Genomic DNA, 23048 nt, shown 5'->3' on the forward strand with positions numbered 1-23048 from the left:
GCTCGCGGTCGGCGGCCTTCGTCGTGATCCCGAGCGAGGCCCATGTCTTTGTCTCTCGGCATAGTGTCGCTAAATTTCATCATCAGATCGAAACCTTGCTGAGAAGAGTCGCCCTCGCTACAGTGACTCCACTCACACCCGGCCCCCGGTCAGTCACACGGGGTCAGGACACCGATCAGCAGCAGGCATCGCGGCGGTGGCGATCACCGCGGTTCAGCGAACTTCACGGCGACACTTCGTTTTCCCGAAGGGATGGACAGATGTCCGTACCGCAGTACCGGAAGGCTGCGGCGTTGGCGCTCGTGGCCGGGCTCAGCCTCACGGCGTGCTCCACCAAGAGCGGCGACACCAGCGACGACGCGAGCGGCAAGGTCACCATCACCGTCGACTGCCAGCCGGTCGGCGCGCAGAAGGAGCTGCTCCAGAACTGGAACGAGGACGTCGCCGAGTTCCAGCGGCAGAACCCCGACATCGTGGTCAAGAGCGTCAGCGTCGGCGAGCAGTGCAACAACCCGCCGGACTTCACCGCCCGCCTGGCCGGCGGCACGGTGACCGACGTGTTCTACGGGTACATGACCGATCTCCAGCAGGTGCTCGACTCCGGCCAGGCGATGGACATCACCGAGTACGCCACCGCCGAGACGGTCCCGACCTGGGACAGCGTCGACCCGGCGCTCAAGGAGGTCTTCACCGACGGGGGGAGGCTCTACGCCGTACCGGTGAAGAACTACTCGATGGGCCTGGTCTACAACAAGGTGCTGTTCCAGCAGGCCGGGCTCGACGTGAACAACCCGCCGAAGACATGGGGCGAGGTCCGGGAGGCGGCCAGGAAGATCTCCGCGCTGGGCAGCGGGATCGCCGGCTACGCCGAGTACAGCGCCGGCAACACCGGCGGTTGGCACTTCACCGCGTTGCTCTACTCCCAGGGCGGCCAGGTGCTGACCGAGGACGGCGGCAAGGCCGCCTTCAACAGCCCGCAGGGCCGCCAGGTCCTGCAGAACCTCAAGGACATGCGGTACGGCGACGACAGCATGGGCGACCGTCAGCTGCTCCAGTGGGGTGACCTGTTGACCAACGCCGGTGCGGGCAAGGTCGGCATGTTCGTCGGCGCACCCGACACCACCCAGGCGATCGTCAGCCAGTTCCAGGGCAAGTTCGAGGACTGGGCGATGGCACCGCTGCCCGGCCAGGACGGCAGGGCGTCGGGCACGCTCGGCGGCGGCGAGGGTTACTTCTTCAAGAAGGACCTCACCCCGGAGCAGGTCGAAGCCGGTCTCAAGTGGATCGCTTACCAGAAGCTGACGCCGGGCAAGGGGCAGCTCGACTACGCCCGGGCCAAGCCGCAGAACTACCCGGTCGGTCTGCCGCAGCCGCTGCTGTTCAGCAACGGCAGCGACGCCCAGAAGCAGGAACTCGACCTGCGGAAGGCGAACGCGAACGTGGACACCGCGAACTTCGCCCTCTTCGAGGCGAACCCGGTCCCGATCAAGGGCGAGCCGCGCAACGCACAGGCGATCTACGCCGTCCTGGACGCCGCGATGTCCGGGGTGCTCACCAACCGCAACGCCGACATCGACGCGCTGCTCAAGACGGCCGAGGAGAAGGTCAACCAACTCCTCGCCGCGCAGGGCTGACCCGCACGGGTGGGGACCGGCCCGCCGGCCCCCACCCGCACCACCGCCGTACCACCCAGGTCGTCCCACCCCACCAGGAGTTGCCTTGGCGATCACCGCTGCCCCGGCCGCCACCCGAGCCCCGGGGCGAACCCCCTCACCGGCCCCGGCCGGGCCGCCTCGGTCCAGCCTCGGCCGCAAGGTCCGGGACAACCTCACCGGGCACGCGTTCCTGATCGGTGCGGTGCTCTGCTTCGCGGTCTTCTCCTGGTACCCGATGGTCCGGGGCGTGGTGATGAGCTTCCAGCGCACCCGGCGCGGCGAGACCACCTGGGTCGGCTGGGACAACTACCTGCGCATCCTCGACGACCCCAGCTTCGCCACGGCCTGGCAGAACACCTTCTACTTCACCGGTCTCGCGCTCGTCCTCGGGTACGCGGTGCCGTTCTTCGTGGCGATCCTGCTCAACGAGTTCCGGCACGCCCGGGGATATCTGCGGATCCTGGTCTACCTGCCGGTGATGCTGCCCCCCGCCTCGGCCCTGTTCCTGTTCAAGTTCTACGCGTACGACCCCGGCGACGCCGGTCTGTTCAACGCGATCCTCAAGGGACTGGGCCTGCCCACCTCGCAGTGGATGCAGTCCCCGGAGATGACCGTGCCGGCCATGGTCATCGCGTCGACCTGGATGAACATGGGCAGCGCGGTGCTGATCTATCTGGCCGCCCTGCAGAACATCCCCGGTGAGCTGTACGAGGCCGCCGAACTCGACGGCGCGGGGATCTGGCGACGCATCCGGCACGTCACCATCCCGCAGACCCGGCTGATCCTCGCCCTGCTGGCGATGCTCCAGATCGTCGCCACCATGCAGCTCTTCATCGAGCCGCTGATCCTGGCCAACGGCGCGGGCGCGGAGGACTCGGCGACCTCGGTCGCGTACCTCATCTATCAGCACGGGTTCTTCCAGAACGACCTCAACGGTGCCGCCGCACTCGGCGTGATCATGCTCGTCGTGCTGGCCGGCTTCTCCGCCGTCTACCTGCGGCTGACCGCGAAACAGGACTAGGACACCGACGCCATGGCACAGGACTCCGGCACCCGTACCCTCATCTCGCAGGCGCAGCTCCGGCGCGGCCCCGGCCGGGCGATCTACTGGACGTTGCTCGTCGTCGTGGTCGTCGGCTTCACGCTGGTCTTCCTCGGGCCGCTGTACTGGATGGTCACCGGTGCGCTCAAGTCCGGTCAGGAGATCGCGCAGACCCCGCCGTCGCTGTTCCCGCAGAACCCGCAGTGGCGCAACTACGTCGACGCGTGGCACCACCTGGCCCTGGCCAAGCTGCTGTTCAACACGTTCTACTACGCGGCCGGCGCGGTGCTGTTCCAGCTCGTCTTCGACACCGCCGCGGCGTACTCGCTGTCGAAGCTGCGGCCGGTGCTCGGCTCCGCGATCCTCGGCCTGATGCTGGCCACGCTGATGATCCCGGCGATGGTCCTGATCGTCCCGCAGTACGTGACCGTGATCGACCTGCCGATCCTGAACGTCAGCCTGCTCGACTCGCCGTTCGCGATCTGGCTGCCGCTGGTCGCCAACGCCTTCAACATCTTCCTGCTCAAGCGGTTCTTCGACTCGATCCCGGAGGACCTGATGTCGGCCGCCCTGATGGACGGGGCGACGCCGCTGCGCACCCTCTGGTCGATCGTCCTGCCGATGTCCCGCCCGATCCTCGGCGTGGTCTCGATCTTCGCGGTGACCGCGGTCTGGAAGGACTTCCTCTGGCCGAAGCTGGTGATGCCCTCGCCGGAGACCCGGACGGTCAGCGTCGGCATCTACGCCTTCGCCGGCGGTACGCCGATGAACGTGGTGATCGCCGCCTCGGTGATCGCCGCGATACCGACGGTGGTCATCTTCCTGATCTTCCAACGGAACATCATGTCCGGCCTGACCACCGGCGGACTCAAGGGCTAGCCCCCAAACGCAGAAAGCAGGTGCTCGTGTCCCCAGCAGACAGCGGTCCGTGGTGGCGAGGCGCGGTGATCTACCAGGTGTACCCCCGGAGCTTCGCCGACGGCAACGGTGACGGCATCGGCGACGTGGCCGGCATCCGCTCCCGGCTGGGCTACCTCGCCACGCTCGGGGTCGACGCGATCTGGTTCAGCCCCTGGTATCCCTCGCCGATGGCCGACGCCGGCTACGACGTGGCCGACTACCGCGACATCGACCCGGTCTTCGGCACGCTGGGCGAGGTGGAGGCGTTGATCGCCGAGGCGCACGCGGTCGGTATCCGGACCATCGTCGACGTGGTGCCGAACCACTGCTCCGACGCGCATCCCTGGTTCCGGGCCGCGCTGGCCGGGGGGCCGGACGCCCCCGAGCGGGAGCTGTTCTGGTTCCGCCCGGGACGAGGCCCCGACGGTGACCAGCGCCCCACCGACTGGGTCGGCGAGTTCGGCGGCCCCACCTGGACCCGGACCACAGACCCGGACGGTCGTCCCGGTGACTGGTACCTGCACCTGTTCGCTCCGGAGCAGCCGGACTTCAACTGGGACCACCCCCGGGTCCGCGCCGAGTTCGAGGACGTCCTGCGCTTCTGGTTCGACCGGGGAGTGGACGGCATCCGGATCGACTCCGCCGGACTGCTGGTCAAGGACGCCACGTTGCCCGAGGTGACGGCAGACCGGCCGCACCCCTTCCACGACCTCGACGGGGTGCACGAGATATACCGGGACTGGCGACGGATCGCGGACGCGTACCCGGGGGAGCGGGCGTTGATCGGGGAGGTGTGGCTGCCCGACCGGCAGCGGTTCGCCGCCTACCTGCGGCCCGACGAACTGCACGCGGCCTTCAACTTCGACTTCCTCGGCTGCGCCTGGGACGCCGCCGCGCTGCGGGAGAGCATCGACGGCACGCTGCACGCCCACGCGCCGGTCGGCGCGCCGGCCACCTGGGTCCTCTCCAACCACGACGTCACCCGGCACGTCACCCGGTACGGCCGGGCGGACACCACGTTCAGCTTCGCCGCCAAACGCGAGGGCATCCCGACCGACCTGGAACTGGGCACCCGGCGGGCCCGCGCCGCCGCGCTGCTGTCCCTGTCGCTACCGGGTGCCGCCTACGTCTACCAGGGCGAGGAACTGGGTCTCTGGGAGGTCGAGGACATCCCGTACGAGCTGCGCCAGGACCCGATGTGGGAGCGGTCCGGGCGGATCGACCCGGGTCGGGACGGGTGCCGCGTACCCCTGCCGTGGTCGGGGGAGTCGCCGCCGTTCGGCTTCGGTCCGGACGGTGCGCAGGCCACGCCGTGGCTGCCGCAACCGGCCGACTGGAAGGACCGCACCGCCGACGCGCAGGCCGGTGACGACCGGTCGATGTTGGAGCTGTACCGGGCCGCCATCGCCGTCCGCCGCGCCGAACCGGCGCTCGGCGACGGGCCGATGGCCTGGCTGCCCGCCCCGGACGGGGTGCTGGCGTTCCGGCGGGACCCCGGTTTCGCCTGCGCGGTGAACCTCTCCACGGTGGCGGTACCGCTACCGCCGCACACCGGTCGGCTGCTCGCCAGCGGGCCGCTCGACGACGACCTGCTGCCGCCGGACACCGCCGTCTGGCTGCGGACCGCACCCGAATCCGCCTAGTTCCGCGCCCGGTGTCGGCGGCTCCGTCCCGCCGCCGGCACCGGGCGCGTCCGGAACCGACGAGGAGGTGACGGCAGCACCGGCACCATCACCACGGGGGACCTGGCCACCTGAGGAAAGGGAGAGCGCCGCTCATGGCCGACCACACCGTCCCGCACCACCCCCATCCACCCGGCCACCGGCTCCGCACCACGCTGGCCGCCCTCACCGGCACCGCCCTCGCCGCCGCCTCGATCTCGGTCGTCACCCTCGCCGGGACCGCGACCCCGGCACGCGCCGCCGGGCTCAGCCCGTTCGACATCGTCGGTCGGGGCGCCACCGTCGCGTTCGTCGAGCACGAGGCCGAGTACGCCGCGCACACCGGCACCCGGATCGGCCCGGACCGCCGTTACGGCACCTTGCCGTCGGAGGCCAGCGGCCGGGAGGCGGTCACCCTCGACGCGGTCGGGGAGTACGTCGAGTTCACTCTCACCGCACCCGCGAACGCGGTGACGTTCCGCTACAGCCTCCCCGACAACGCCGCCGGCACCGGCCGGGACGCCACGATCGACCTGCGGGCCAACGGCAGCCTGGTCAAGCCGGTGCCGGTGACCTCGAAGTACGGCTGGTACTACGGCGGTTACCCGTTCAACAACAACCCCGGTGACGTCAACCCGCACCACTTCTACGACGAGGCACGGACGCTCTTCGGCACCACCTACCCGACCGGTACGAAGATCAGGCTCCAGGTCTCGTCGACCGCGCAGTCCCCGACGTTCACCATCGACCTGGCCGACTTCGAGCTGGTCGCCGCGCCGATCACCAAGCCGGCGAACGTGCTCGACGTGGTCACCGACTTCGGTGCCGACCCGACCGGCGCGACCGACTCCACCGCCCGCTTCCAGGCCGCCGTCGACGCCGGGAAGGCCCAGGGGCGTACGGTCTGGATCCCGCCGGGCACCTTCACGCTCTGGGACCACGTGGTGGTCGACGGGGTGACCCTGCGCGGGGCGGGGCCGTGGCACTCGGTGCTCGGCGGCCGACACCCCACCGACCGGAAGCGGGCCGCCGGCGTCTACGGCAAGTACGTCTCCGGCGGCGGATACCGGGGCGAGATCCGGCCGCACGAGGCGGGCGGGCCCAGCCGCAACGTGGTGCTGCGCGACTTCGCCATCATCGGTGACATCCGGGAACGCGTCGACGACGACCAGGTCAACGCCATCGGTGGGGCGATGTCGGACTCGGTGGTGGACAACCTGTGGCTCCAGCACACCAAGGTCGGCGCGTGGATGGACGGGCCGATGGACAACTTCACCCTCCGCAACAGCCGGATCCTGGACCAGACCGCCGACGGGGTGAACTTCCACTGGGGAGTCACCAACTCGACGGTCACCAACACGTTCGTCCGCAACACCGGTGACGACGCGCTGGCGATGTGGGCGGACACCGTGCCGAACGTGGGCAACTCCTTCACCCGCAACACCATCGGCGTGACCGTTCTCGCCAACCACCTGGTCACGTACGGCGGTCGGGACATCCGGATCACCGACAACGTCACCGCCGACTCAGTCACCAACGGTGGTGGCATCCACGTGGCGAACCGGTACACCGGAGTGCAGGGTGCGACCGCGGTGGCCGGCACGATCACCGTGGCGCGCAACACGCTGATCCGGAACGGCAACTCCGACTACAACTGGCGGTTCGGGGTCGGCGCGATCTGGTTCTCCGCGTTGAACGAGCCGCTCCAGGGCGCGTCGATCCAGGTCAGCGACACCGACATCCTGGACAGCTCGTATGCGGCGCTGCACTGGATCGAGGGCGTCAGCAGCGGCATCAGCTTCACCAACGTCCGCATCGACGGCACCGGCACGTACGCGCTCCAGGTGCAGGCGCCCAGCCAGGTCTCCTTCACCAACGTACGGGCCACCGGCATCGCCCAGCCCAACCCGATCCACAACTGTGTGGGCAGCGGCTTCCAGATCAGCCAGGGTGCCGGCAACTCCGGCTGGTACACCGCCAACCCGTACTGCGGTCCGTGGCCGGAACCGCAGTGGGGCGGCGGCCCGACGAGCCCGCCACCGACCACCCCACCGCCGACCACGCCGCCGCCGACCACCCCACCTCCCACCACGCCGCCCCCGACCACGCCGCCGCCGGGCGGGAACCTGGCCCAGGGACGGCCGGTCGTCGCGTCCAGCCACAATCAGACCTACCAGGCGGGCAACGCGGTCGACGGCAACGCGGGCACGTACTGGGAGAGCGGCGGCACCGCGTTCCCGCAGACGCTCACCGTCGATCTCGGCGCGGCCCGTGCCGTCGACCGGGTCGTGCTCAGGCTGCCGGCCGGCTGGGAGCGGCGGACGCAGACGCTGTCGGTGTCGGGCTCGATCGACGGCAGCTCGTGGACCACGCTCGCCGCCTCGGCGGGACGGGTCTTCGACCCGGCCACCGGCAACAACGTGTCGATCGGTCTGCCTTCCGGTGACCGCCGGTTCGTCCGGCTCAGCGTCACCGGCAACACCGGCTGGCCGGCGGCGCAGATCGCCGAGTTCGAGGTGTACGGCGGCAGCACCCCGCCGCCGACCACCCCACCGCCCACCACCGCGCCACCGACCGGCAACCTGGCCCAGGGACGGCCGGTAGTGGCGACCAGCCACGTCGACGTGTACGCGGCGGGTAACGCGGTGGACGGCAACGCGGGCACGTACTGGGAGAGCGCCAACAACGCGTTCCCGCAGACGCTCACCGTCGACCTCGGCACCGCCCGTCCGGTGGGTCGGGTGGTGCTCAGGCTGCCACCGTCACCGGCCTGGCAGACGCGTACCCAGACGGTGTCGGTGCTCGGTTCCACCGACGGCACCACCTGGACCACGCTCGCCGCCTCGGCGGGCCGCACCTTCGACCCGGCCACCGGCAACAGCGTGTCGATCAGCCTCTCCACCGGTGACCGCCGGTTCGTCCGGCTCAGCGTCACCGGCAACACCGGCTGGCCGGCGGCGCAGATCGCCGAGTTCGAGGTCCACGCCACCTGACCCGTGGGTGGGCCCCGCACGCCGAGGCGGGGCCCACCCACGCCGTAAGAGCGCCACCCGGTAACGCCTCTCCACATCCCCGGAAGAAGGTGTCGATCCCCCATGTCCAGACTCCGTACCCGGCTGTCCGCCGTGCTCGTCGCGGTCGGCCTCGTCCTCACCGCGGCCCCCGCACCGCCGGCCGCCGCAGCCGGTGGGCCCAACCTGGCCGCCGGCCGTCCGGCCACCGCCAGCAGCGTCAACGGCTCGTTCGTCGCGGCCAACGTCACCGACGGCAACGCCGGCACCTACTGGGAGAGCGGTGGTGCCCTCCCGCAGTGGGTGCAGGTCGACCTGGGCTCCGCCCACTCCGTCGACCAGGTCAAACTGAAACTGCCGGCCGGCTGGGAGTCCCGCACCCAGACGCTGTCGGTGCAGGGCAGCACCACCGGCAGCGCCTTCGCCACGATCGTCGGTTCGGCCGGCCGCACCTTCAGCCCGGCCGGTGGCAACACGGTCACCCTCGACTTCCCGGCCACCACCACCCGGTACGTGCGGATCGCGATCACCGCGAACACCGGCTGGTCCGCCGCGCAACTCGCCGAGTTGGAGGTGTACGGCGCAGTGGCCTCGTCGGCCAACCTGGCGGCCGGTCGGAGCATGTCCGCCAGCGGCCACGCCGACGTCTACGTCGCCGGCAACGCCAACGACGGCAACCAGAGCAGCTACTGGGAGAGCCCGAACAACGCCCTCCCGCAGTGGATCCAGGTGGACCTGGGCGCCACGGTCACCGTCGACCGGCTGGTGCTCAAACTGCCCGCCGGGTGGGGCGCGCGCACTCAGACGGCGACCGTGCAGGGCAGCACCACCGGTACGAACTTCACCACCCTGGTCGCCTCCACCGGGTACGCCTTCAACCCGGCCAGCGGCAACACGGTGAGCATCACCGTCGGCTCGGCCGCCACCCGCTACGTCCGGTTGCTGGTCACCGCGAACACCGGCTGGTCGGCGGGGCAACTGGCCGAGATCGAGGTGTACGGCCCGGCCACCGGTGACACCCAGCCGCCGTCCGCGCCGACGAACCTGGCGTTCACCGAGCCGGGCAGTGGGCAGGTGCGGTTGACGTGGTCGGCGTCGACGGACAACGTCGGGGTGACCGGGTACGACGTGTATGCCAACGGTGCGTTGCGGGCGAGTGTGTCGGGTACGACGTTGGCGTTCTCGGACACGCAGCCGGCGAGTGCCACGGTGTCGTACGTGGTACGGGCCAGGGACGCGGCGGGCAACGTCTCGGCGAACAGCAACACCGTCACCCGTACCGGCAGTTCCGGCGACACCCAGGCACCCACCGCGCCGACGAACCTGGCGTTCACCGAGCCGGGCAGTGGGCAGGTGCGGTTGACGTGGTCGGCGTCGACGGACAACGTCGGGGTGACCGGGTACGACGTGTATGCCAACGGTGCGTTGCGGGCGAGTGTGTCGGGTACGACGTTGGCGTTCTCGGACACGCAGCCGGCGAGTGCCACGGTGTCGTACGTGGTACGGGCCAGGGACGCGGCGGGCAACGTCTCCGCGAACAGCAACACCGTCACCCGTACCGGCAGCACGCCCGGCGGCACCGACCTGGCCGCCGGCAAGCCGGCCACCGCCTCGTCGATGGTGCACGTCTTCGCCGCGGCCAACGCCGTCGACGGCGACGTCACCACCTACTGGGAGGGGGCGCCGGGCGCGTACCCGGGCACGTTGACGGTCGCGCTCGGCGCCAACGCCAGCGTCAGCGCGATCGTGGTGAAGCTGAACCCGGACCCGGCGTGGGGTCCGCGCACCCAGACCTTCTCGGTGCTCGGCCGGGAGCAGTCCGCCTCCGGCTTCAGCACGCTGGTCGGCTCGGCGACCTACTCGTTCAGCCCGGCGGGCAGCAACACGGTCACCATCCCGGTCTCGGCGACCGCCGCCGACGTGCGACTCTCCTTCACCGCCAACACCGGGTCGTCGAACGGGCAGGTCGCCGAACTCCAGGTGATCGGCACCCCGGCACCGAACCCGGACCTCACCGTCACCACGGTGACCTCCGCCCCGGCCAACCCGGTGGAGACCGATCAGCTCACGCTGACCGCCACCGTCCGCAACGCGGGCACCCTGGCCGCCGGCGCGACCACGGTCGACTTCGCCCTGGACGGGACGAAGGTGGGCCAGGCGGCCGTCGGCGCGCTCGCCGCCGGTGCGTCGACGAGCGTTTCGACCACCGTCTCGGCCCGGAACGCGGGCAGTTACCAGCTCAGCGCCACGGTCGACCCGGCGAACACGATCATCGAGCAGAACGAGGGCAACAACGCGTACACGAACCCGACCCGGCTGACGGTCGGCCCGGTGGCCAGCTCCGACCTGGTCGCCTCGGCGGTCACCTGGTCACCGGGTACACCCGGCGCGGGTGCCACCGTCCGCTTCTCGGTGACCCTGCGCAACCAGGGCACCGTCGCCTCGGCGAGCGGGTCGCACGGCATCACGCTGACCGTGCTGAACGACGCCGGCACGGCGGTGCGGACGCTCACCGGATCGACGGGCGGCGGCATCGGCGCGGGTGTCACGGCGAGCCCGGTCGACCTGGGCACCTGGACGGCGGCCAACGGCCGGTACACCGTCCGGGTGGTGATCGCCGCCGACGCCAACGAACTGCCGGTGAAGCGGGCCAACAACACCAGCGAACGTCCGCTGTTCGTGGGACGCGGCGCCAACCTGCCGTACGACCACTACGAGGCCGAGGAGGGCTCGGTCGGCGGCGGAGCCCAGGTGATCGGGCCGAACCGGACCATCGGCGACCTGGCCGGAGAGGCGTCCGGCCGGCGGGCGGTGACCCTCAACACCACCGGCGCGTACGTCGAGTGGACCACCAAGGCGCCGGCCAACGCCCTGGTCACCCGCTTCTCCATCCCGGACGCCCCGAACGGAGGCGGGATCACCTCGACGTTGAACATCTATGTCAACGGGGTGCTGCACAAGCCGATCAGCCTCACCTCGAAGCACATCTGGCTGTACGGCGCCGAGGCCAGCCCGAGCGACTCGCCGAGCGCGGGCCCGCCCCGGCACCTCTACGACGAGGCGAACGTGCTGCTCAACTCCACCATCCCGGCCGGCAGCCGGATCCGGTTGCAGAAGGACCCGGCGAACACCACCACGTACGCCGTCGACTTCGTCGACCTGGAGCAGGTGACTCCCCGGGAGAACCCGGACCCGGCGCGGTACCGGGTGCCGAACGGGTTCAGCCACGCCGACGTGCAGAGCGCGTTGGACGCGGTCCGGATGGACACCACCGGCAACCTGGTCGGTGTCTACCTGCCCGCCGGCACGTACGAGACCGCCCAGAAGTTCCAGGTGTACGGCAAGGCGGTGAAGGTGGTCGGCGCCGGCATGTGGTTCACCCGGTTCCAGACGCCGTCGTCGCAGCAGAACACCGACGCCGGGTTCCGGGTGGAGCCGAGCGCCAGCGGGTCGACCTTCTCCCACCTGGCGTTCTTCGGCAACTACACGGTCCGGCAGGACGGGCCCGGCAAGGTCTGGGGTGAACTCAAGGACGTCGACGACCTCACCCTGGACAACGTCTGGGTCGAGCACACGGTCTGCGCGTACTGGGGGGTGAGCGTCAGCGGCCTGAAGATCACCGACAGCCGCTTCCGGAACACCTTCGCCGACGCGGTGAACCTGACCAACGGCAGCACCGACAACCTGGTCAGCAACTCGGAGGGCAGGTCCAACGGCGACGACGCCTTCGCGCTCTTCTCCGCGACCGACCAGGGCGCGTCGACCGGCAACCACGGCAACGTGTTCGAGAACCTGACCGCCACGTTGACCTGGCGGGCGGCCGGGATCGCCGTGTACGGCGGCTACGACAACGTGTTCCGCAACCTCTACATCGCGGACATGCTGACGTACTCGGGCATCACCATCAGTTCACTGGACTTCGGATATCCGTTCGTCGGATTCGGGTCCAGCCCACCGACCCGTTTCGAGAACATCTCGTTGGTCCGGGCCGGTGGTCATTTCTGGGGTGCGCAGACCTTCCCGGCGATCTGGGTGTTCTCCGCGTCCAAGGAGTTCCGGGGCATCCGCGTCAGCGACGTGGACATCGTCGACCCGACCTACTCCGGCATCATGTTCCAGACCAAGTACACCGGCAGTCAACCGGAGAACCCGATCACCGACACGGTCTTCACAAACGTGTCGATCAGCGGTGCCCGGCGCAGCGGTGACGCCTTCGACGCCAAGTCGGGCTTCGGGATCTGGGTCAACGAGATGCCCGAGGCGGGTCAGGGCCCGGCAGTCGGCTCGGTCACCTTCACCAACCTGCGGCTGAGCGACAACTGGCAGGACATCCGCAACACCACGTCCACCTTCACCATCAACCGCAACTGACCCACACTCCGCCCTCACGTCGATAGCCGGCCCTGACGTCGATCATGGAGTTGTGGCACTCCCGATAGCCCACAAGAAGGGCAAAGAGTCCGCCACAACTCCATGATCGCGGGGGTCCGTCGGAGACGGCGTGACACGGTCGCTGACGGTTCGTCCCCGACGACCGGTTTGCGACCGCGTACGGCGGGAAGTCGGTACGGGTGCGAGCGTTGTTGACGAAGATCGAGCAAGCGTCCGGGCTGGACCGGTTCGGTGACCGGTTGCAGCGAGCGGTGCAGGGCACCCTGCGCGGGCAGCGGGTCCGGGACCTGCTGCACGGTGTCTGGCTGGGTCATCCGCTGCACCCGGCGATGGTGCAGGTGCCGGTGGGCTCGTGGGTCAGTGCGGCGATCCTGGACCTGCTGCCGGGCCAGCATCGAGCCGCCACCACGCTCACCACCATCGGCACGGTGAGCGCGTTGCCGGCGGCCGTCGCCGGGCTCAACGACTGGGCCGCGCTCTCCCGTGACCAGCGTCGGGTCGGCCTGGTGCACGCCGCCTCGAACACCGTCGCGCTGGTCCTCTACTCCGGCTCGGTGGCCGCGCGGTTCTCCGGCCGCCACCAACTCGGCCGGACCCTCGGCTGGCTCGGGCTCGGTGCCGCCGGTGCCGGCGCGTACCTGGGGGGACACCTGGCGTACAAGCAGGGTGCCCAGGTCAACGTGAGCGTCTCCGACCTGCACCTGATCAGCGACGGTTGGCACTCGGTCGCCGAGATGGCCACGCTGCCGCAGCGGCAACTGGTGACCCGCAAGGTGGACGACGTCTCGGTGATCCTCTATCGGCATGGCGACGACGTCACGGTGATGCTCGAACGCTGCCCGCACCAGAGCGGCCCGCTCGGCGAGGGCGAGGTCACCGAGATCGACGGCCACGCCTGCGTGGTGTGTCCGTGGCACGGCAGCACCTTCCGCCTCAACGGCGGCGAGGTGGTGCACGGCCCGTCCGGCAACGACCAGCAGACCCTGCCGACCCGGGTGGTCGCGGGCCGGGTGGAGGCCCGGCTGCCGTGAGGCGACGGCCCCGGTCAGTCCTTGCGGTGACGGCCGACCGGCAGCTCGGCGGGCGGACCGCTCCGGACCGGCTGCCGGGTGGCGGCCACCGGCACCGGGCGACGCCGTAGGCCGAGCACCGCGCCGATCTGGGCCCCCACGATGCTGGCCACGGCGAGCACCGCCGAGATGGCGAGCGGACGGTTCACCCGGTCCGGTTCACCGGCCCGTGCCGCGCCCACCGTCACCACCGGCGGATGCCCCTCCGGTGCCTCGTCGTGCGGTGCCGGCCGTCCCTGCGGCGTGGCGGCGGGAGAGGGCGGCGTGGGCGCGGCGGACTCCGGCTGCTCCACATCCGGCTTCGACGGCGTCGGCTTCGACGGCGTCGGACGCGACTGCTCGGGAGCGGGACGGGCCTGCGCACCGACCAGCCGGCCGGTCGCGTGCGGCCGGGCACCCTGGTCGTCCGCATTCGCCGGCAGCGTGATCAGTTGGCCGGGGCGGATCCGGTCCGGGTCCCGCAGCTTGTTGAGCGCGGCCAACTCCCGGTAGTCCTCGAAGTCGTCCAGGTAACGGTCGGCGACCTTGCCGAGGTAGTCGCCCTTCGCCACCTTGTATACCGGCGCGTCGGCGGTCGCGCGTTCCGTCCCCGAGGACACCGGCTCGTACGCCGTGGGCGGCCCGGCGAGCGTCGCGGTGGCCGCCGCCGGCGCCGAGTAGGCGGGGGCGGTGTAGGCCGTGGTGGCGGCCGTGGCCGCCGGGCTGGCGGCGATGATCAACGCGACCGAGCCGACCAGGGCCGCCGCCGCCCGCTGCTGCCGACCCATCCCGGGCAGCCGGGGCGCCGGGCGGCGCAGCGACTGCGCGCCCAACTCCACGAGCACCGACAGCGCGAAGCTGGCCCAGCCGAACCAGCCGACGATCGCCAACGCCCGCAGGAAGAGTTGCCCGTCGTCCCGGCTGGTCAGCGTGGTGCCGATCTCCGCGAGTGTGGGCACGTGGTCCGGCAGAGGGTTGCCGGCGAACGCCAACAACGCGATCGGACCGCCGACCAGCAGGCCGATCAGCACCACCAGTGCGCCGAATCCGGTCAGCACCCGACCGACCCGCCGTACGGCGGTGCCACCCGATGCGGCCATGGCTACCTTCCTTCCCTAGGGAGCCCCGGTCAGCGCCCGCGCGGTCGCCTCACCGGAGACGGTGACGGTGTTGGAGAAGCCGAAGAGGCCGAGCATCGCCCGGCGGTAGGTGACGGACACCCGTACCCGGATGACGGTCTCGCCGTCGACCACCGGGAAGGTCACGTCGTGGCCGGTGGCCCCGGCGGCGGCGAGGTAGTCCGCGACGGCCGCGCGGGCCTCGGTCTGGTCGATGCGCTTCGGGCCGCCCTCGATGGCGGTCGCCCGGTCGATGGCCTGGCCACCGGTCCGGGCCGCCTCGGCGGCCAGGTTCTCGGCGCGTTGCAGTGTGCGGAGCTGACCGGCGCCGTCGAACGCCATGCCGATGATGCCGAGCACGCCGATCATCGCCACGGCGAGGAAGATGCTCACCCGCCCGGCGTCCCCGCGCCCGGCCGTCATCCCCGGCTCCGGTAACGGTCCAACGGCGAGGTGAACGAGGCGGTGACCCGGTTTCCGCTCGGCATCCTCAGGACGGAGATCCTGATGTCCTGGTAGGAGACGGTACAAGCGATCTGCACGGTGACCGTGGCGTCCTGCCCGACGGAGCTGCTGAAGGCTTGACCGAAGGTGGTGGACCGTCCGTCGACCGATCCGCTGAAGGTCACCTGCGGCTCGCCGGAGCAGGCCAACCCCCTCCAGTCGAGCTGGCTGCGGACCGCGTCGAGGGCCTCGGTGCGGGCGGTGCGGGCGTCGCGGGAGATGGAGGCCGCGCGGGCGGCGTCGTGTGCCGCCGCCTCCAGTGCCTCGCTGGCCACCGCGGTACGCCCGGCGACTCCGGCCAGCACCATCATGGCCAGGAACGCGGGTGCCAGGACGGCCACCTCGATCGAGACCGAGCCCCGGCTCATGGTGCGGTCCATCGTTCCGCCGTCCCGTGTGCGGTCTCTTCGATGGAGAAGCTGACTCCCGGCACCACCGACAGAGAGCGGCCGGTCACCGTGCACGTCACGTCGGTGGCCGAGGTGACGCAGCTCGGCCCTGGTTCGTCCCAGTCGACCAGCCAGCCACCGGCCTGGGTGAGGAAGCGCGCGGCGCGTTCCTCGCCGGCCCCGGCCGGAGCCTGGTGAAGCCGCTGTGCGTTGACTCCGCTCTGTGCCGCGTTGAGCGCGGTGGACCTGGCGACAAAGACGGCGGCCACCTGGATCGAGCCGAACAGCAGGATCAGGATCGCCGGTAGCGCCACCGCCAGCTCCACCGGGTTGCCGCCGCGTTCGCCGTCACCGGGCAGCCGAGGGTGCCGGATGGCCGTGACCATCCGGCACCCGGCGTAGCGGCGGCGGCGCATCGTCACGGTGCCGGCGGCCCGGGGATGCGGCCCATCCAGTTGTTGGCGGCGGTCAGGGCCGCTGCCGTGACCGCCAACGCCACCGTCACCAGGCCGAAGATGATCACGGCGGTCGGTACGGGGCTGTCGCCACGGTCCCCCCGCAGGTACACAAGCCGCGCCCGCAGCGCGGTCTGTACGTGGGTCAGCCGCACGCCCAGCGCGGCGTTCAGTTCGGTGAGGACGGACATCGGGGGCTCCTTCGGTTGAGGTCGAGTGCTAAAGGCGGGCGAGGAAGGGATAGATGGCGAAGCCGAGCAGGACGAAGACCAGCAGCGCGCCGGGAATGTCGAGCCGGCTGGTCACCCCCTCGGCCCGGGCCAGGTTGTCGGTGCGGATCTGGTCGCGCAGCGAGTCGGCGCGGCTGCGCAGGGTCTCGTGCACCTGGGCGCCCTCGCTGCCGGACGAGCGCATGATCGCGCCGACGTCGCCCAGCTCGGGGATGCCGATCCGGTCGGAGAGGCCGCGGAGTTCGTCCCAGGGCGAGTGCATCTGCATCTGGGCCATGCGCAGTGCCTCGGAGATCCGGTCGAAGACCCAGCCCTCACAGATGGCGGCGGCCCGCTCCAACGACTGCACCGGGCCATGCGCGGCGGAGAGCTGCAACGCGACCAGATCCAGGTAGGTACAGACCGCCTGCCGGAACTCGTCCCGGGCCGCCTCCGCGCGGGCGATCATCGACCGGTGCGCGACCAGCGCGCAGAGCACTGCCAGACCGAGGCTGCCCAGCACCGGTACGGTCAGCGGCAGCGAGACGCCCACGGCCAACAGCGTGAAGCCGAGCAGGGCCGGTGCGGCGAGCCCGATCAACGCGGACAGCAGCATGGAGAGGGCGTACTGCTCGGGGGTGCGGTCGAGCAGGGCCAGTTGCCGGTGCGGCGGGCGCAGCCAGCGGGCCAGCCCGGTCAGCCAGTCCAGCCGGCGGTCGGCCGGACCGAGCCGGGTCGCGCCCGGCGGCTGGTGCAGTCGGCGCAGCGCCGGACCGAGCGCCGGGGTCGCCGGCACCAGCTCGCGCACGATCAGGTACACGCCCAGCCCGACCACGGCACCGCTGAGCACCGCGATGGTGAGGTGCAGGTTCACGCCACCACCTCCCGGGGATCGGGGGCGGGCAGGAAGCGGGCCGGTCGGGGCGGCTGACTCATCGAGCGCACCCAGGCCAGCAGGCCGACGAAGGCAGCGCCGAGCACCGCCATCACCACCTGGCCGAACGGCGTGTCGTACGGCTGCACGTATTCGCGGTTGAGTAGCCCGTACCCGATGGTGGCCAGGGTCATCCCGGTCAGGAAGCGGACCGCGAACCGGGGTTGGGTGCGCTTGGCCTCGATCTCGCGTCTGGTGGCGACCTCGGCGGACGCCGCCGCGGCGATCGAGCCGAGGACGTCGCCGAGGCGTTCGCCCCGGTCGGTGAGGTGCAGGATGAGCGCCGCCACCACCTGGTCGCAGACCGGGTCGCCGATGTCGTCGGCGAACGCCAGCAGGGCGGAGCGGGCCAGCCACCCGGCCTGGAGCCGGGCGGCGAGCAGGCGTATCTCCTCCTGGATCTCCTCCGGTGCGGTGCCGACGGTGCCGATGATCGCCTGCTGGAGACCCTGCCCGGTGGAGGAGACGTCCTTGAGGCGGCGGGTCCACTCGCCGACCGCCTCGATCCGCGCGATCGCCCGCCGTTCCGCCCGGCCGACCGAGAAGAGCCACGGCGTACCGGGCACCGCCACGGCGACCAGCAGCCCGACCACCGGTAGCCCGGTCACCAGGAAGGCCAGCGCGCCCGCGACCACCGCGCCGATCAGCAACGCCTGATGGGTCTGCTGTTCGCGCAGCGTGGTGCCGGAGCCACGCCACAGCCGGCTGAGTCCCGGGCCCGCGCCGGGTGCCGGGCCGGGCGGGCGACGCGTGCCGACCAGCGCGACGACCGTGAGCACCAGCCCGGCCACACAGGCCGCCCCGGAGACCACCGCGATGAGTTGGATGTTGTCGAGCACGGGTCACCGCCGCCCGAGTCGGGTCTGCTTGGGGCGTCGCCACGCGCCCTGGCCGGCCTCGATCCAGCGGCTGAGCAGCCGGGCGTCGTAGCCCACCCGCAGCAGTTGGCCGCGGACCCGTTCCGGCAGGTGCCGGGGGACGGCCCGGCCGTCCGGGCCCGGTCCGAACACCTGGGTGGTGGTGATGCGGCTGCTCTCGCCGACGCCGAGCACCTCCTCGACGTGCGACACGAACCGGTGCTTGCGGCCACCGATCCCGGTCTCGTCCTCCACGTTGACATAGACGATGAGGTCGAGGGCGTTGCCGGCCATCCGGCGGGCCTGGTCGACGGTCATCTCGCGGCCGTGCGCCAGCGCCAACTCGATGATCCGCTCGCTCACCCCAGCGGGGGTACGCGCGTGGATCGTGCACATCGACCCCCGGCTGGTGGTCATCGCCTGGAGCATCGGCACGATCTCCCGGGACCGCACCTCGCCGACGATGATCCGCAGCACACCCATCCGGAGCGAGACCGGGATCAGGTCGGCGATGCTCACCTCGCCCGCCGGGCGGCCGTCCGGCCCGCGTTCGCCGTGCCCCTCCCGCGCCTCGAAGCTCATCACCGCACGGTGCCGCTGACCGCGCCGGGCCGGTAGCAACTCCCGGCTCTCCTCCAGCAGCACGTACGGCTCGTCCTGCGGGATCTCGCTCATCAGCGCTCGGATGACCGTGGTCTTACCGGCACCGGCCAGCCCGGCGACCATGATGTTCAGTCCGGCGCGCATGGACGCGCGGAGGAAGTCCCGCAGCAGCGGGTCGACCATCTCGTCCAGGTCACCCCGCGCCCCGGCCAGGTCGTCCAGGGTCACGTCGAGCGTGTTGTGCTTGCGGATGACCGCGTACGGGCGGTGGCTGACCAGGAACACGGCGGCCAACCGGCTGCCGTCGGGCAGTTGAAGGTCCAGGGTGGGCTTCGAGGTGGAGAGCGACCGCTCGGTGGCACCGGCCCGGCGGGCGGCTGCCTGGAGGATCTCCACCAGCTCGTCGTCGCTGTCCGCGATCGGGTCGGTCCAGTCCACGCCGCCGCCGTGCCGGGTGACGCGTACCTGGTCGCAGCCGAGGATGTGGACCTCCTCGATGCTGTCGTCGACGAGCAGCGTCTGGAGCCGACCGAGCCCGGCCAGCTCGGCGGTGACCTGGTCGAGCAGCAGCCGCTCCTCGCCCGCGGCCATCGGCGTACCGGCCCGGCGCACCGAGTCGGCGTACTCGGCGACCAGTTCGACCGCGAGCCGAGCCCGCTCGGTGTCCTCCTCGTCGACGCTGAACTCCCGGCCGCGCTGCCAGCGGGTGAGCCGCTCGCTCAGCTCCCGGCGCAACTCGCGGACGACCTGGAAGTCCACCCGGGGCCGGGGCGGTGGCTCGGGTGCCGTCGGCGCGACGGGCGGTGGCGTCGGCGGATGCTGCCGCCCGTTGACCGGCGGCAGCGGGGGCGCGATCGAGGTGGCGCCGGGTGGTAACCGGCGGGGGTCCGACGAGACCGGCTCAAATCGCATCCGGCACCCCCTGGGGCACCGGCCACGCCAACCGGGCCCGTCGCCGCTCCAGCAGCGCGCCGACCGGCACCTCGAGGCCCCGGGCCGCGCGCAGCAGCGGCCGGGACGCCCGGACGGTGCCGCCCAGGCTGAGCACCTCGGCGGTACGCGGATCGTGCGGCAACCGGGCGATGACCGGTGTGTGCAACGCCTTGCTGACCTCGGTCTTGCCGTGGCCACCCCCGACCAGCAGCAGCCGGAGCGTGCCGGGCTGCACCCGGTGTTCGGCGAAGTCCCGTTCGATGGTCTGGAGCATCGCGCGGGTGCCGGAGAGGTCGGGCAGTTGTGCCCGGCTCACCACCAGCACCACCGACGCGGCACGCAGCAGCGGCCACGGGGTGCCGACCACGTGCAGCCGTCCACAGTCGACCAGCACGTCGTACGGCGGGTCGCCGTGCTCCAGCCCGCCGAAGTAGTCGGCGAACCGCTGCCAGAGCGGGATGACGCTGCCGGCCTGGGCCGGGTCGACGACGCCGGGCAGCAGCAGCCGCTCGCGTCGGGGTGCGTCCAGGTCGACGAGTTGCGACCAGAACGTCGACTCCAGGCTGCCGTCGCGCAGCTCACCGACGGCCAGTTCGCCGATGCCCCGGGGGCCGTCGAGCGCACCGCCGAGGTAGCCGGCGAGCACCGAGCCGCCGGCCGGGTCGCACTCGGCCAGCACCAGCCGTCGATGCCAGCTCAACGCGCAGGCCAACGCGGTGGTGGTCACCCCCGGCGAGCCCTTGGCCGAGACCAGCGCGATGATCGCCATGCTCAGGCCGCCTTGGTCAGCACGACCGCGATCCGATCCTGGGCGGCCAGCGCCACCACCGCCGGTACGTCCCGAACGGCGAGTGCCAGATAGACCACGACCTCGTCCCGGCCCTCGGTGCTGACCGCGTCGGTGACGGTGGCGGTGAACCGGGTGGCGCTCGACGACGAGCCGCCGCTGCTGTTGCCATCGTTGTTCGGGGTGCTCACCAGCAGGACCTGATCGCCGGGACGGAGCTTCGGCGCGGGGACCTGGGCCGCGCGCAGCCCGAGGGCGAGCTGCTGCTGCCCGGGGCCGAGCAGCGGGTCGTCGGTGAGCTGGGCCATGGTCAGCAGCGTCCCCGGGGCGAGCGAGACGGCGGCCCGCATCCCGATCACCTCGGCGAGCCGGCCGGACGGCACCGGGTCGAGCCCCTGTCCACCGGCCACCTGCACGGCCACCAGGTCGTCCGCGCCGATCACGCTGCCCACCTCGACGGTCTGCGCCACGGCCAGGTAACTGCCCGTGGCGCGGACCGAGGTGATCGCGAAGGCCGAACCCAGCCCGCCGAGGGCGATCAGCAGGACGGCCAGGCCGAGCAGGCCGGGGCGTACCCGGCGCTGCCGGACCACCCGGGGTGGGGCGACCGGCGCGTCCACCGAAGGGTTGCCGTTGCGGGTCGCCACGCTCATCGGGTCACCACCTGAAGCTCGTTGATCTGGATCTCGACCACACCGGTGGTGCGGGTGACGCCGGGGATGGTGCCGCTCCGGTCGCCGCCTTGCCACGTGACGTTCCAGTGCGTCGTCGCCTGCACCTCGTACGTGTCGGCTCTCGGGTAGCCGCTGTGGTAGCCGCAGTCGGGGGACTGCTGGCCGGCGTGCCGGCCGCCCCGGTCGTACGCGGTACCCGGGCCCTTGCAGGTGACCTCGACGCCGTTGCCCATGTCCCAGACGACCCTGTCGACCTCGGCGCGGATGTTCACCGTCAGGCCCCGGTCCGAGGCGGAGGCGGTCAGCGGGCCGAACTGGTTGGGGCCGCGTTCCGCCCACATCCAGACCGGCAGGCCGACCAGGCCGGGGCCGATGCTCTTACGGGGGGCGACCCTGGCCCGGGGAGCGACGAGGCTGATCGAGGCGAACGCCCGGCGGGCCAACTCCTCCGGGTCCGGCGGGGCCCCGAAGCCGGGTGGCGCCTCCGGCAGTTGGACGGTCTCCACCGAGCCGAGGTCACCGCCGTTGCAGGCGCGGGTGTACCACAGGTACCCCTCGTCGGCCTCCGGCTGCGGCTCCGCGAGCTTGTAGTAGCAACCGTCGTTGCTGTTGAACCAGCCCAGATCGTCGTCGTAGCAGGGGATGGTGCGTCCGTTCCACTGGCAGACGCCACTGCCACCGCCCCCGTTGTTGCCGCCGCCGTTGTTGCCGCCGCCGTTGTTGCCGCCGCCGTTGTTGCCACCGTTGCCGGGGGTGCCGGGGTCGTCGTCCCAGACGTTGCAGTTCGGCTGGGCGGGCGGGCACTCGGCACCGGGGTCGGCGTGCGCCGGCACCCCCGGCCCGGTGGTCAGCAGCAGGGCCAGGGCGCTGCCGAGCAGCGCGCGGCGGACCAGCCGACCAGGGGACTGCGTAAGCCCGACGGACTTCCGGGTTCGGCGGCTCCTGCCGACTCGCGCGGTCAGCACGGCTGGTCCCGGTGGGCGGCACCGGCGCTGATCAGCCAGCGACCGTCGGGGTAGCGCATCGCGGTGGCGGTGGCCAGGTGCCGGGAGCCCCGGGTCCCGGGCACCGTCTTCTTCCCGTCGGAGCGGTAGACCAGCCGGTAGCCGGTCGCGTCGAGGCAGTCCTGAATCTCCACGGTGGGTGGTGCGGCGTCCAGGTTGACCGAGATCACCGTCGGATCGGAGCGGATCGTGCCGACGCTGACCGCATCGTTGTCGCGGGCCTTGCGCAGACTCAGCCGGACCCGGGTCAGCAGCGGGTCACCGAGGAAGCGGGTCAACTCCGGGTGCTGCGGGTCGCTGTGCCGGCTCGCCGTACGGGAGGCGGTGAGATAGCCGGTGTAGGCCGCCAGCGCAGCCTTCTCGGCGGCCTTCTCCTCGGCCACCCGTTGCGCGTCGGTCGGTGTCCCGCGTCGCTCGGACGCTGTCGCGGTGGTCGCTTCCTGAGCGCCACCGCAGGCGGTGGTCGTGCCGACTGCCGCCACCGCGACCAGACCGGCCGTCCAGCGACTGAGCTGCCGTGCTCGCACCTTCGTGCCCTCCTCGGTGCTGATCCGGCGACCGCCGTCGCCGGCGTTTCCCAGGCGTGCGGTAGTGCGACCGGAGGGGCGTTCCCCGGTCCCGCCCGAATCGCAGCCGCATTTACCTGTTTGGATCTCTAGAAATGCACTGCCTGGCTGGTGATGCCCCCGTGGACATGGGTTGCGCCGCGTCCAAGGGGCGAGCATAAGCTGATGCCGGCCGATGCGACAGAGGCAATTCAACCGAACACGCTGAGTCATGGATGGTGGTGGTGTCGGGTGGTTACCGGTAGGTTGCGGGCGTCGGTCGCGACGCGCGGAGCGTCGGCCGGGCGCGGGCGATCGGCCACGCC

The 23048-nt window shown here is 71.3% G+C and carries 19 protein-coding genes; 7 read left to right on the top strand and 12 right to left on the bottom strand.

Annotated elements, in window-relative coordinates; translation table 11 throughout:
- Nucleotides 1-260: 260 nt before the first annotated feature.
- The 7 genes from ABZ738_RS18610 (at nucleotide 261) to ABZ738_RS18640 (ending at nucleotide 13692) form a co-directional block, all read left to right on the top strand.
- Nucleotides 261-1634, top strand: coding sequence for an extracellular solute-binding protein (locus tag ABZ738_RS18610; RefSeq protein WP_131051440.1), 1374 nt, complete (start codon nucleotides 261-263; stop codon nucleotides 1632-1634).
- Between the two features lie 85 nt (nucleotides 1635-1719).
- A complete protein-coding gene (locus ABZ738_RS18615; RefSeq protein ID WP_131051441.1) occupies nucleotides 1720-2676 on the top strand; it encodes a sugar ABC transporter permease in 957 nt (318 codons plus the stop codon).
- Nucleotides 2677-2688: 12 nt separating this feature from the next.
- Nucleotides 2689-3576, top strand: coding sequence for a carbohydrate ABC transporter permease (locus ABZ738_RS18620; RefSeq protein WP_131051442.1), 888 nt, complete (start codon nucleotides 2689-2691; stop codon nucleotides 3574-3576).
- Between the two features lie 26 nt (nucleotides 3577-3602).
- A complete protein-coding gene (locus tag ABZ738_RS18625) occupies nucleotides 3603-5240 on the top strand; it encodes a glycoside hydrolase family 13 protein (RefSeq protein ID WP_131051443.1) in 1638 nt (545 codons plus the stop codon).
- Between the two features lie 134 nt (nucleotides 5241-5374).
- Entirely contained in the window at nucleotides 5375-8251 is a 2877-nt protein-coding gene (locus ABZ738_RS18630) for a discoidin domain-containing protein (protein ID WP_357214613.1), read from the top strand.
- 102 nt (nucleotides 8252-8353) lie between these two features.
- Nucleotides 8354-12640: a discoidin domain-containing protein gene (locus ABZ738_RS18635; RefSeq protein WP_357214616.1), complete on the top strand. Its 4287-nt coding sequence runs from the start codon at nucleotides 8354-8356 to the stop codon at nucleotides 12638-12640.
- Nucleotides 12641-12840: 200 nt separating this feature from the next.
- The gene (locus ABZ738_RS18640; RefSeq protein ID WP_357214619.1) at nucleotides 12841-13692 is read left to right on the top strand and encodes a Rieske (2Fe-2S) protein; all 852 of its coding nucleotides are present in this window, start codon (nucleotides 12841-12843) and stop codon (nucleotides 13690-13692) included.
- Between the two features lie 14 nt (nucleotides 13693-13706).
- On the opposite strand, the gene ABZ738_RS18645 is transcribed toward ABZ738_RS18640, so the two are convergent.
- The 12 genes from ABZ738_RS18645 to ABZ738_RS18700 all read right to left on the bottom strand — a co-directional run bounded on the left by ABZ738_RS18645 (nucleotide 13707) and on the right by ABZ738_RS18700 (nucleotide 22704).
- A complete protein-coding gene (locus ABZ738_RS18645) occupies nucleotides 13707-14810 on the bottom strand; it encodes a LysM domain-containing protein (RefSeq protein ID WP_131054668.1) in 1104 nt (367 codons plus the stop codon).
- A gap of 15 nt (nucleotides 14811-14825) precedes the next feature.
- Complete coding sequence (locus ABZ738_RS18650; protein WP_131054669.1) at nucleotides 14826-15251, bottom strand: pilus assembly protein TadG-related protein; 426 nt, start codon at nucleotides 15249-15251, stop codon at nucleotides 14826-14828.
- A complete protein-coding gene (locus tag ABZ738_RS18655; RefSeq protein WP_131054670.1) occupies nucleotides 15248-15712 on the bottom strand; it encodes a TadE/TadG family type IV pilus assembly protein in 465 nt (154 codons plus the stop codon). Before ABZ738_RS18655 ends, ABZ738_RS18650 begins: the two co-directional genes overlap by 4 nt.
- On the bottom strand, nucleotides 15697-16107 hold the full coding sequence (locus ABZ738_RS18660; RefSeq protein ID WP_131054671.1) for a TadE family protein: 411 nt from the start codon (nucleotides 16105-16107) through the stop codon (nucleotides 15697-15699). The genes ABZ738_RS18655 and ABZ738_RS18660 overlap by 16 nt, the downstream gene beginning before the upstream one ends.
- 32 nt (nucleotides 16108-16139) lie before the next feature.
- Nucleotides 16140-16367, bottom strand: coding sequence for a hypothetical protein (locus tag ABZ738_RS18665; protein WP_131054672.1), 228 nt, complete (start codon nucleotides 16365-16367; stop codon nucleotides 16140-16142).
- 28 nt (nucleotides 16368-16395) lie between these two features.
- Nucleotides 16396-17259 carry a type II secretion system F family protein gene (locus tag ABZ738_RS18670; protein ID WP_176092276.1) on the bottom strand — a complete coding sequence of 288 codons (864 nt, stop codon included), beginning with the start codon at nucleotides 17257-17259 and terminating at the stop codon, nucleotides 16396-16398.
- The gene (locus ABZ738_RS18675) at nucleotides 17256-18158 is read right to left on the bottom strand and encodes a type II secretion system F family protein (protein ID WP_131057675.1); all 903 of its coding nucleotides are present in this window, start codon (nucleotides 18156-18158) and stop codon (nucleotides 17256-17258) included. The genes ABZ738_RS18670 and ABZ738_RS18675 overlap by 4 nt, the downstream gene beginning before the upstream one ends.
- A 3-nt stretch (nucleotides 18159-18161) precedes the next feature.
- Nucleotides 18162-19691 carry a CpaF/VirB11 family protein gene (locus tag ABZ738_RS18680; protein WP_357214627.1) on the bottom strand — a complete coding sequence of 510 codons (1530 nt, stop codon included), beginning with the start codon at nucleotides 19689-19691 and terminating at the stop codon, nucleotides 18162-18164.
- Complete coding sequence (locus ABZ738_RS18685; RefSeq protein WP_131056961.1) at nucleotides 19681-20481, bottom strand: ParA family protein; 801 nt, start codon at nucleotides 20479-20481, stop codon at nucleotides 19681-19683. Before ABZ738_RS18685 ends, ABZ738_RS18680 begins: the two co-directional genes overlap by 11 nt.
- 2 nt (nucleotides 20482-20483) lie before the next feature.
- A complete protein-coding gene (locus ABZ738_RS18690; protein ID WP_131056960.1) occupies nucleotides 20484-21152 on the bottom strand; it encodes an SAF domain-containing protein in 669 nt (222 codons plus the stop codon).
- Nucleotides 21149-22036 carry a hypothetical protein gene (locus ABZ738_RS18695; RefSeq protein WP_357214765.1) on the bottom strand — a complete coding sequence of 296 codons (888 nt, stop codon included), beginning with the start codon at nucleotides 22034-22036 and terminating at the stop codon, nucleotides 21149-21151. Before ABZ738_RS18695 ends, ABZ738_RS18690 begins: the two co-directional genes overlap by 4 nt.
- Before the next feature lie 95 nt (nucleotides 22037-22131).
- Nucleotides 22132-22704 (bottom strand): hypothetical protein, encoded by a 573-nt coding sequence (locus ABZ738_RS18700; protein ID WP_176092278.1) that lies wholly within the window; start codon nucleotides 22702-22704, stop codon nucleotides 22132-22134.
- Nucleotides 22705-23048 lie beyond the last annotated feature (344 nt).

Source organism: Micromonospora sp. NPDC047793 (assembly GCF_040642635.1).
GTDB lineage: Bacteria > Actinomycetota > Actinomycetes > Mycobacteriales > Micromonosporaceae > Micromonospora.

Excerpts from the sequence above, each read along its gene's own strand:
- ABZ738_RS18610 (WP_131051440.1), top strand. The coding sequence starts at position 261 with ATGTCCGTACCGCAGTACCGGAAGGCTGCGGCGTTGGCGCTCGTGGCC.
- ABZ738_RS18620 (WP_131051442.1), top strand. The coding sequence starts at position 2,689 with ATGGCACAGGACTCCGGCACCCGTACCCTCATCTCGCAGGCGCAGCTC.
- ABZ738_RS18630 (WP_357214613.1), top strand. The coding sequence starts at position 5,375 with ATGGCCGACCACACCGTCCCGCACCACCCCCATCCACCCGGCCACCGG.
- ABZ738_RS18635 (WP_357214616.1), top strand. The coding sequence starts at position 8,354 with ATGTCCAGACTCCGTACCCGGCTGTCCGCCGTGCTCGTCGCGGTCGGC.
- ABZ738_RS18645 (WP_131054668.1), bottom strand. The coding sequence starts at position 14,810 with ATGGCCGCATCGGGTGGCACCGCCGTACGGCGGGTCGGTCGGGTGCTG.
- ABZ738_RS18650 (WP_131054669.1), bottom strand. The coding sequence starts at position 15,251 with ATGACGGCCGGGCGCGGGGACGCCGGGCGGGTGAGCATCTTCCTCGCC.
- ABZ738_RS18655 (WP_131054670.1), bottom strand. The coding sequence starts at position 15,712 with ATGGACCGCACCATGAGCCGGGGCTCGGTCTCGATCGAGGTGGCCGTC.
- ABZ738_RS18660 (WP_131054671.1), bottom strand. The coding sequence starts at position 16,107 with ATGGTCACGGCCATCCGGCACCCTCGGCTGCCCGGTGACGGCGAACGC.
- ABZ738_RS18665 (WP_131054672.1), bottom strand. The coding sequence starts at position 16,367 with ATGTCCGTCCTCACCGAACTGAACGCCGCGCTGGGCGTGCGGCTGACC.
- ABZ738_RS18680 (WP_357214627.1), bottom strand. The coding sequence starts at position 19,691 with ATGCGATTTGAGCCGGTCTCGTCGGACCCCCGCCGGTTACCACCCGGC.
- ABZ738_RS18685 (WP_131056961.1), bottom strand. The coding sequence starts at position 20,481 with ATGGCGATCATCGCGCTGGTCTCGGCCAAGGGCTCGCCGGGGGTGACC.
- ABZ738_RS18690 (WP_131056960.1), bottom strand. The coding sequence starts at position 21,152 with ATGAGCGTGGCGACCCGCAACGGCAACCCTTCGGTGGACGCGCCGGTC.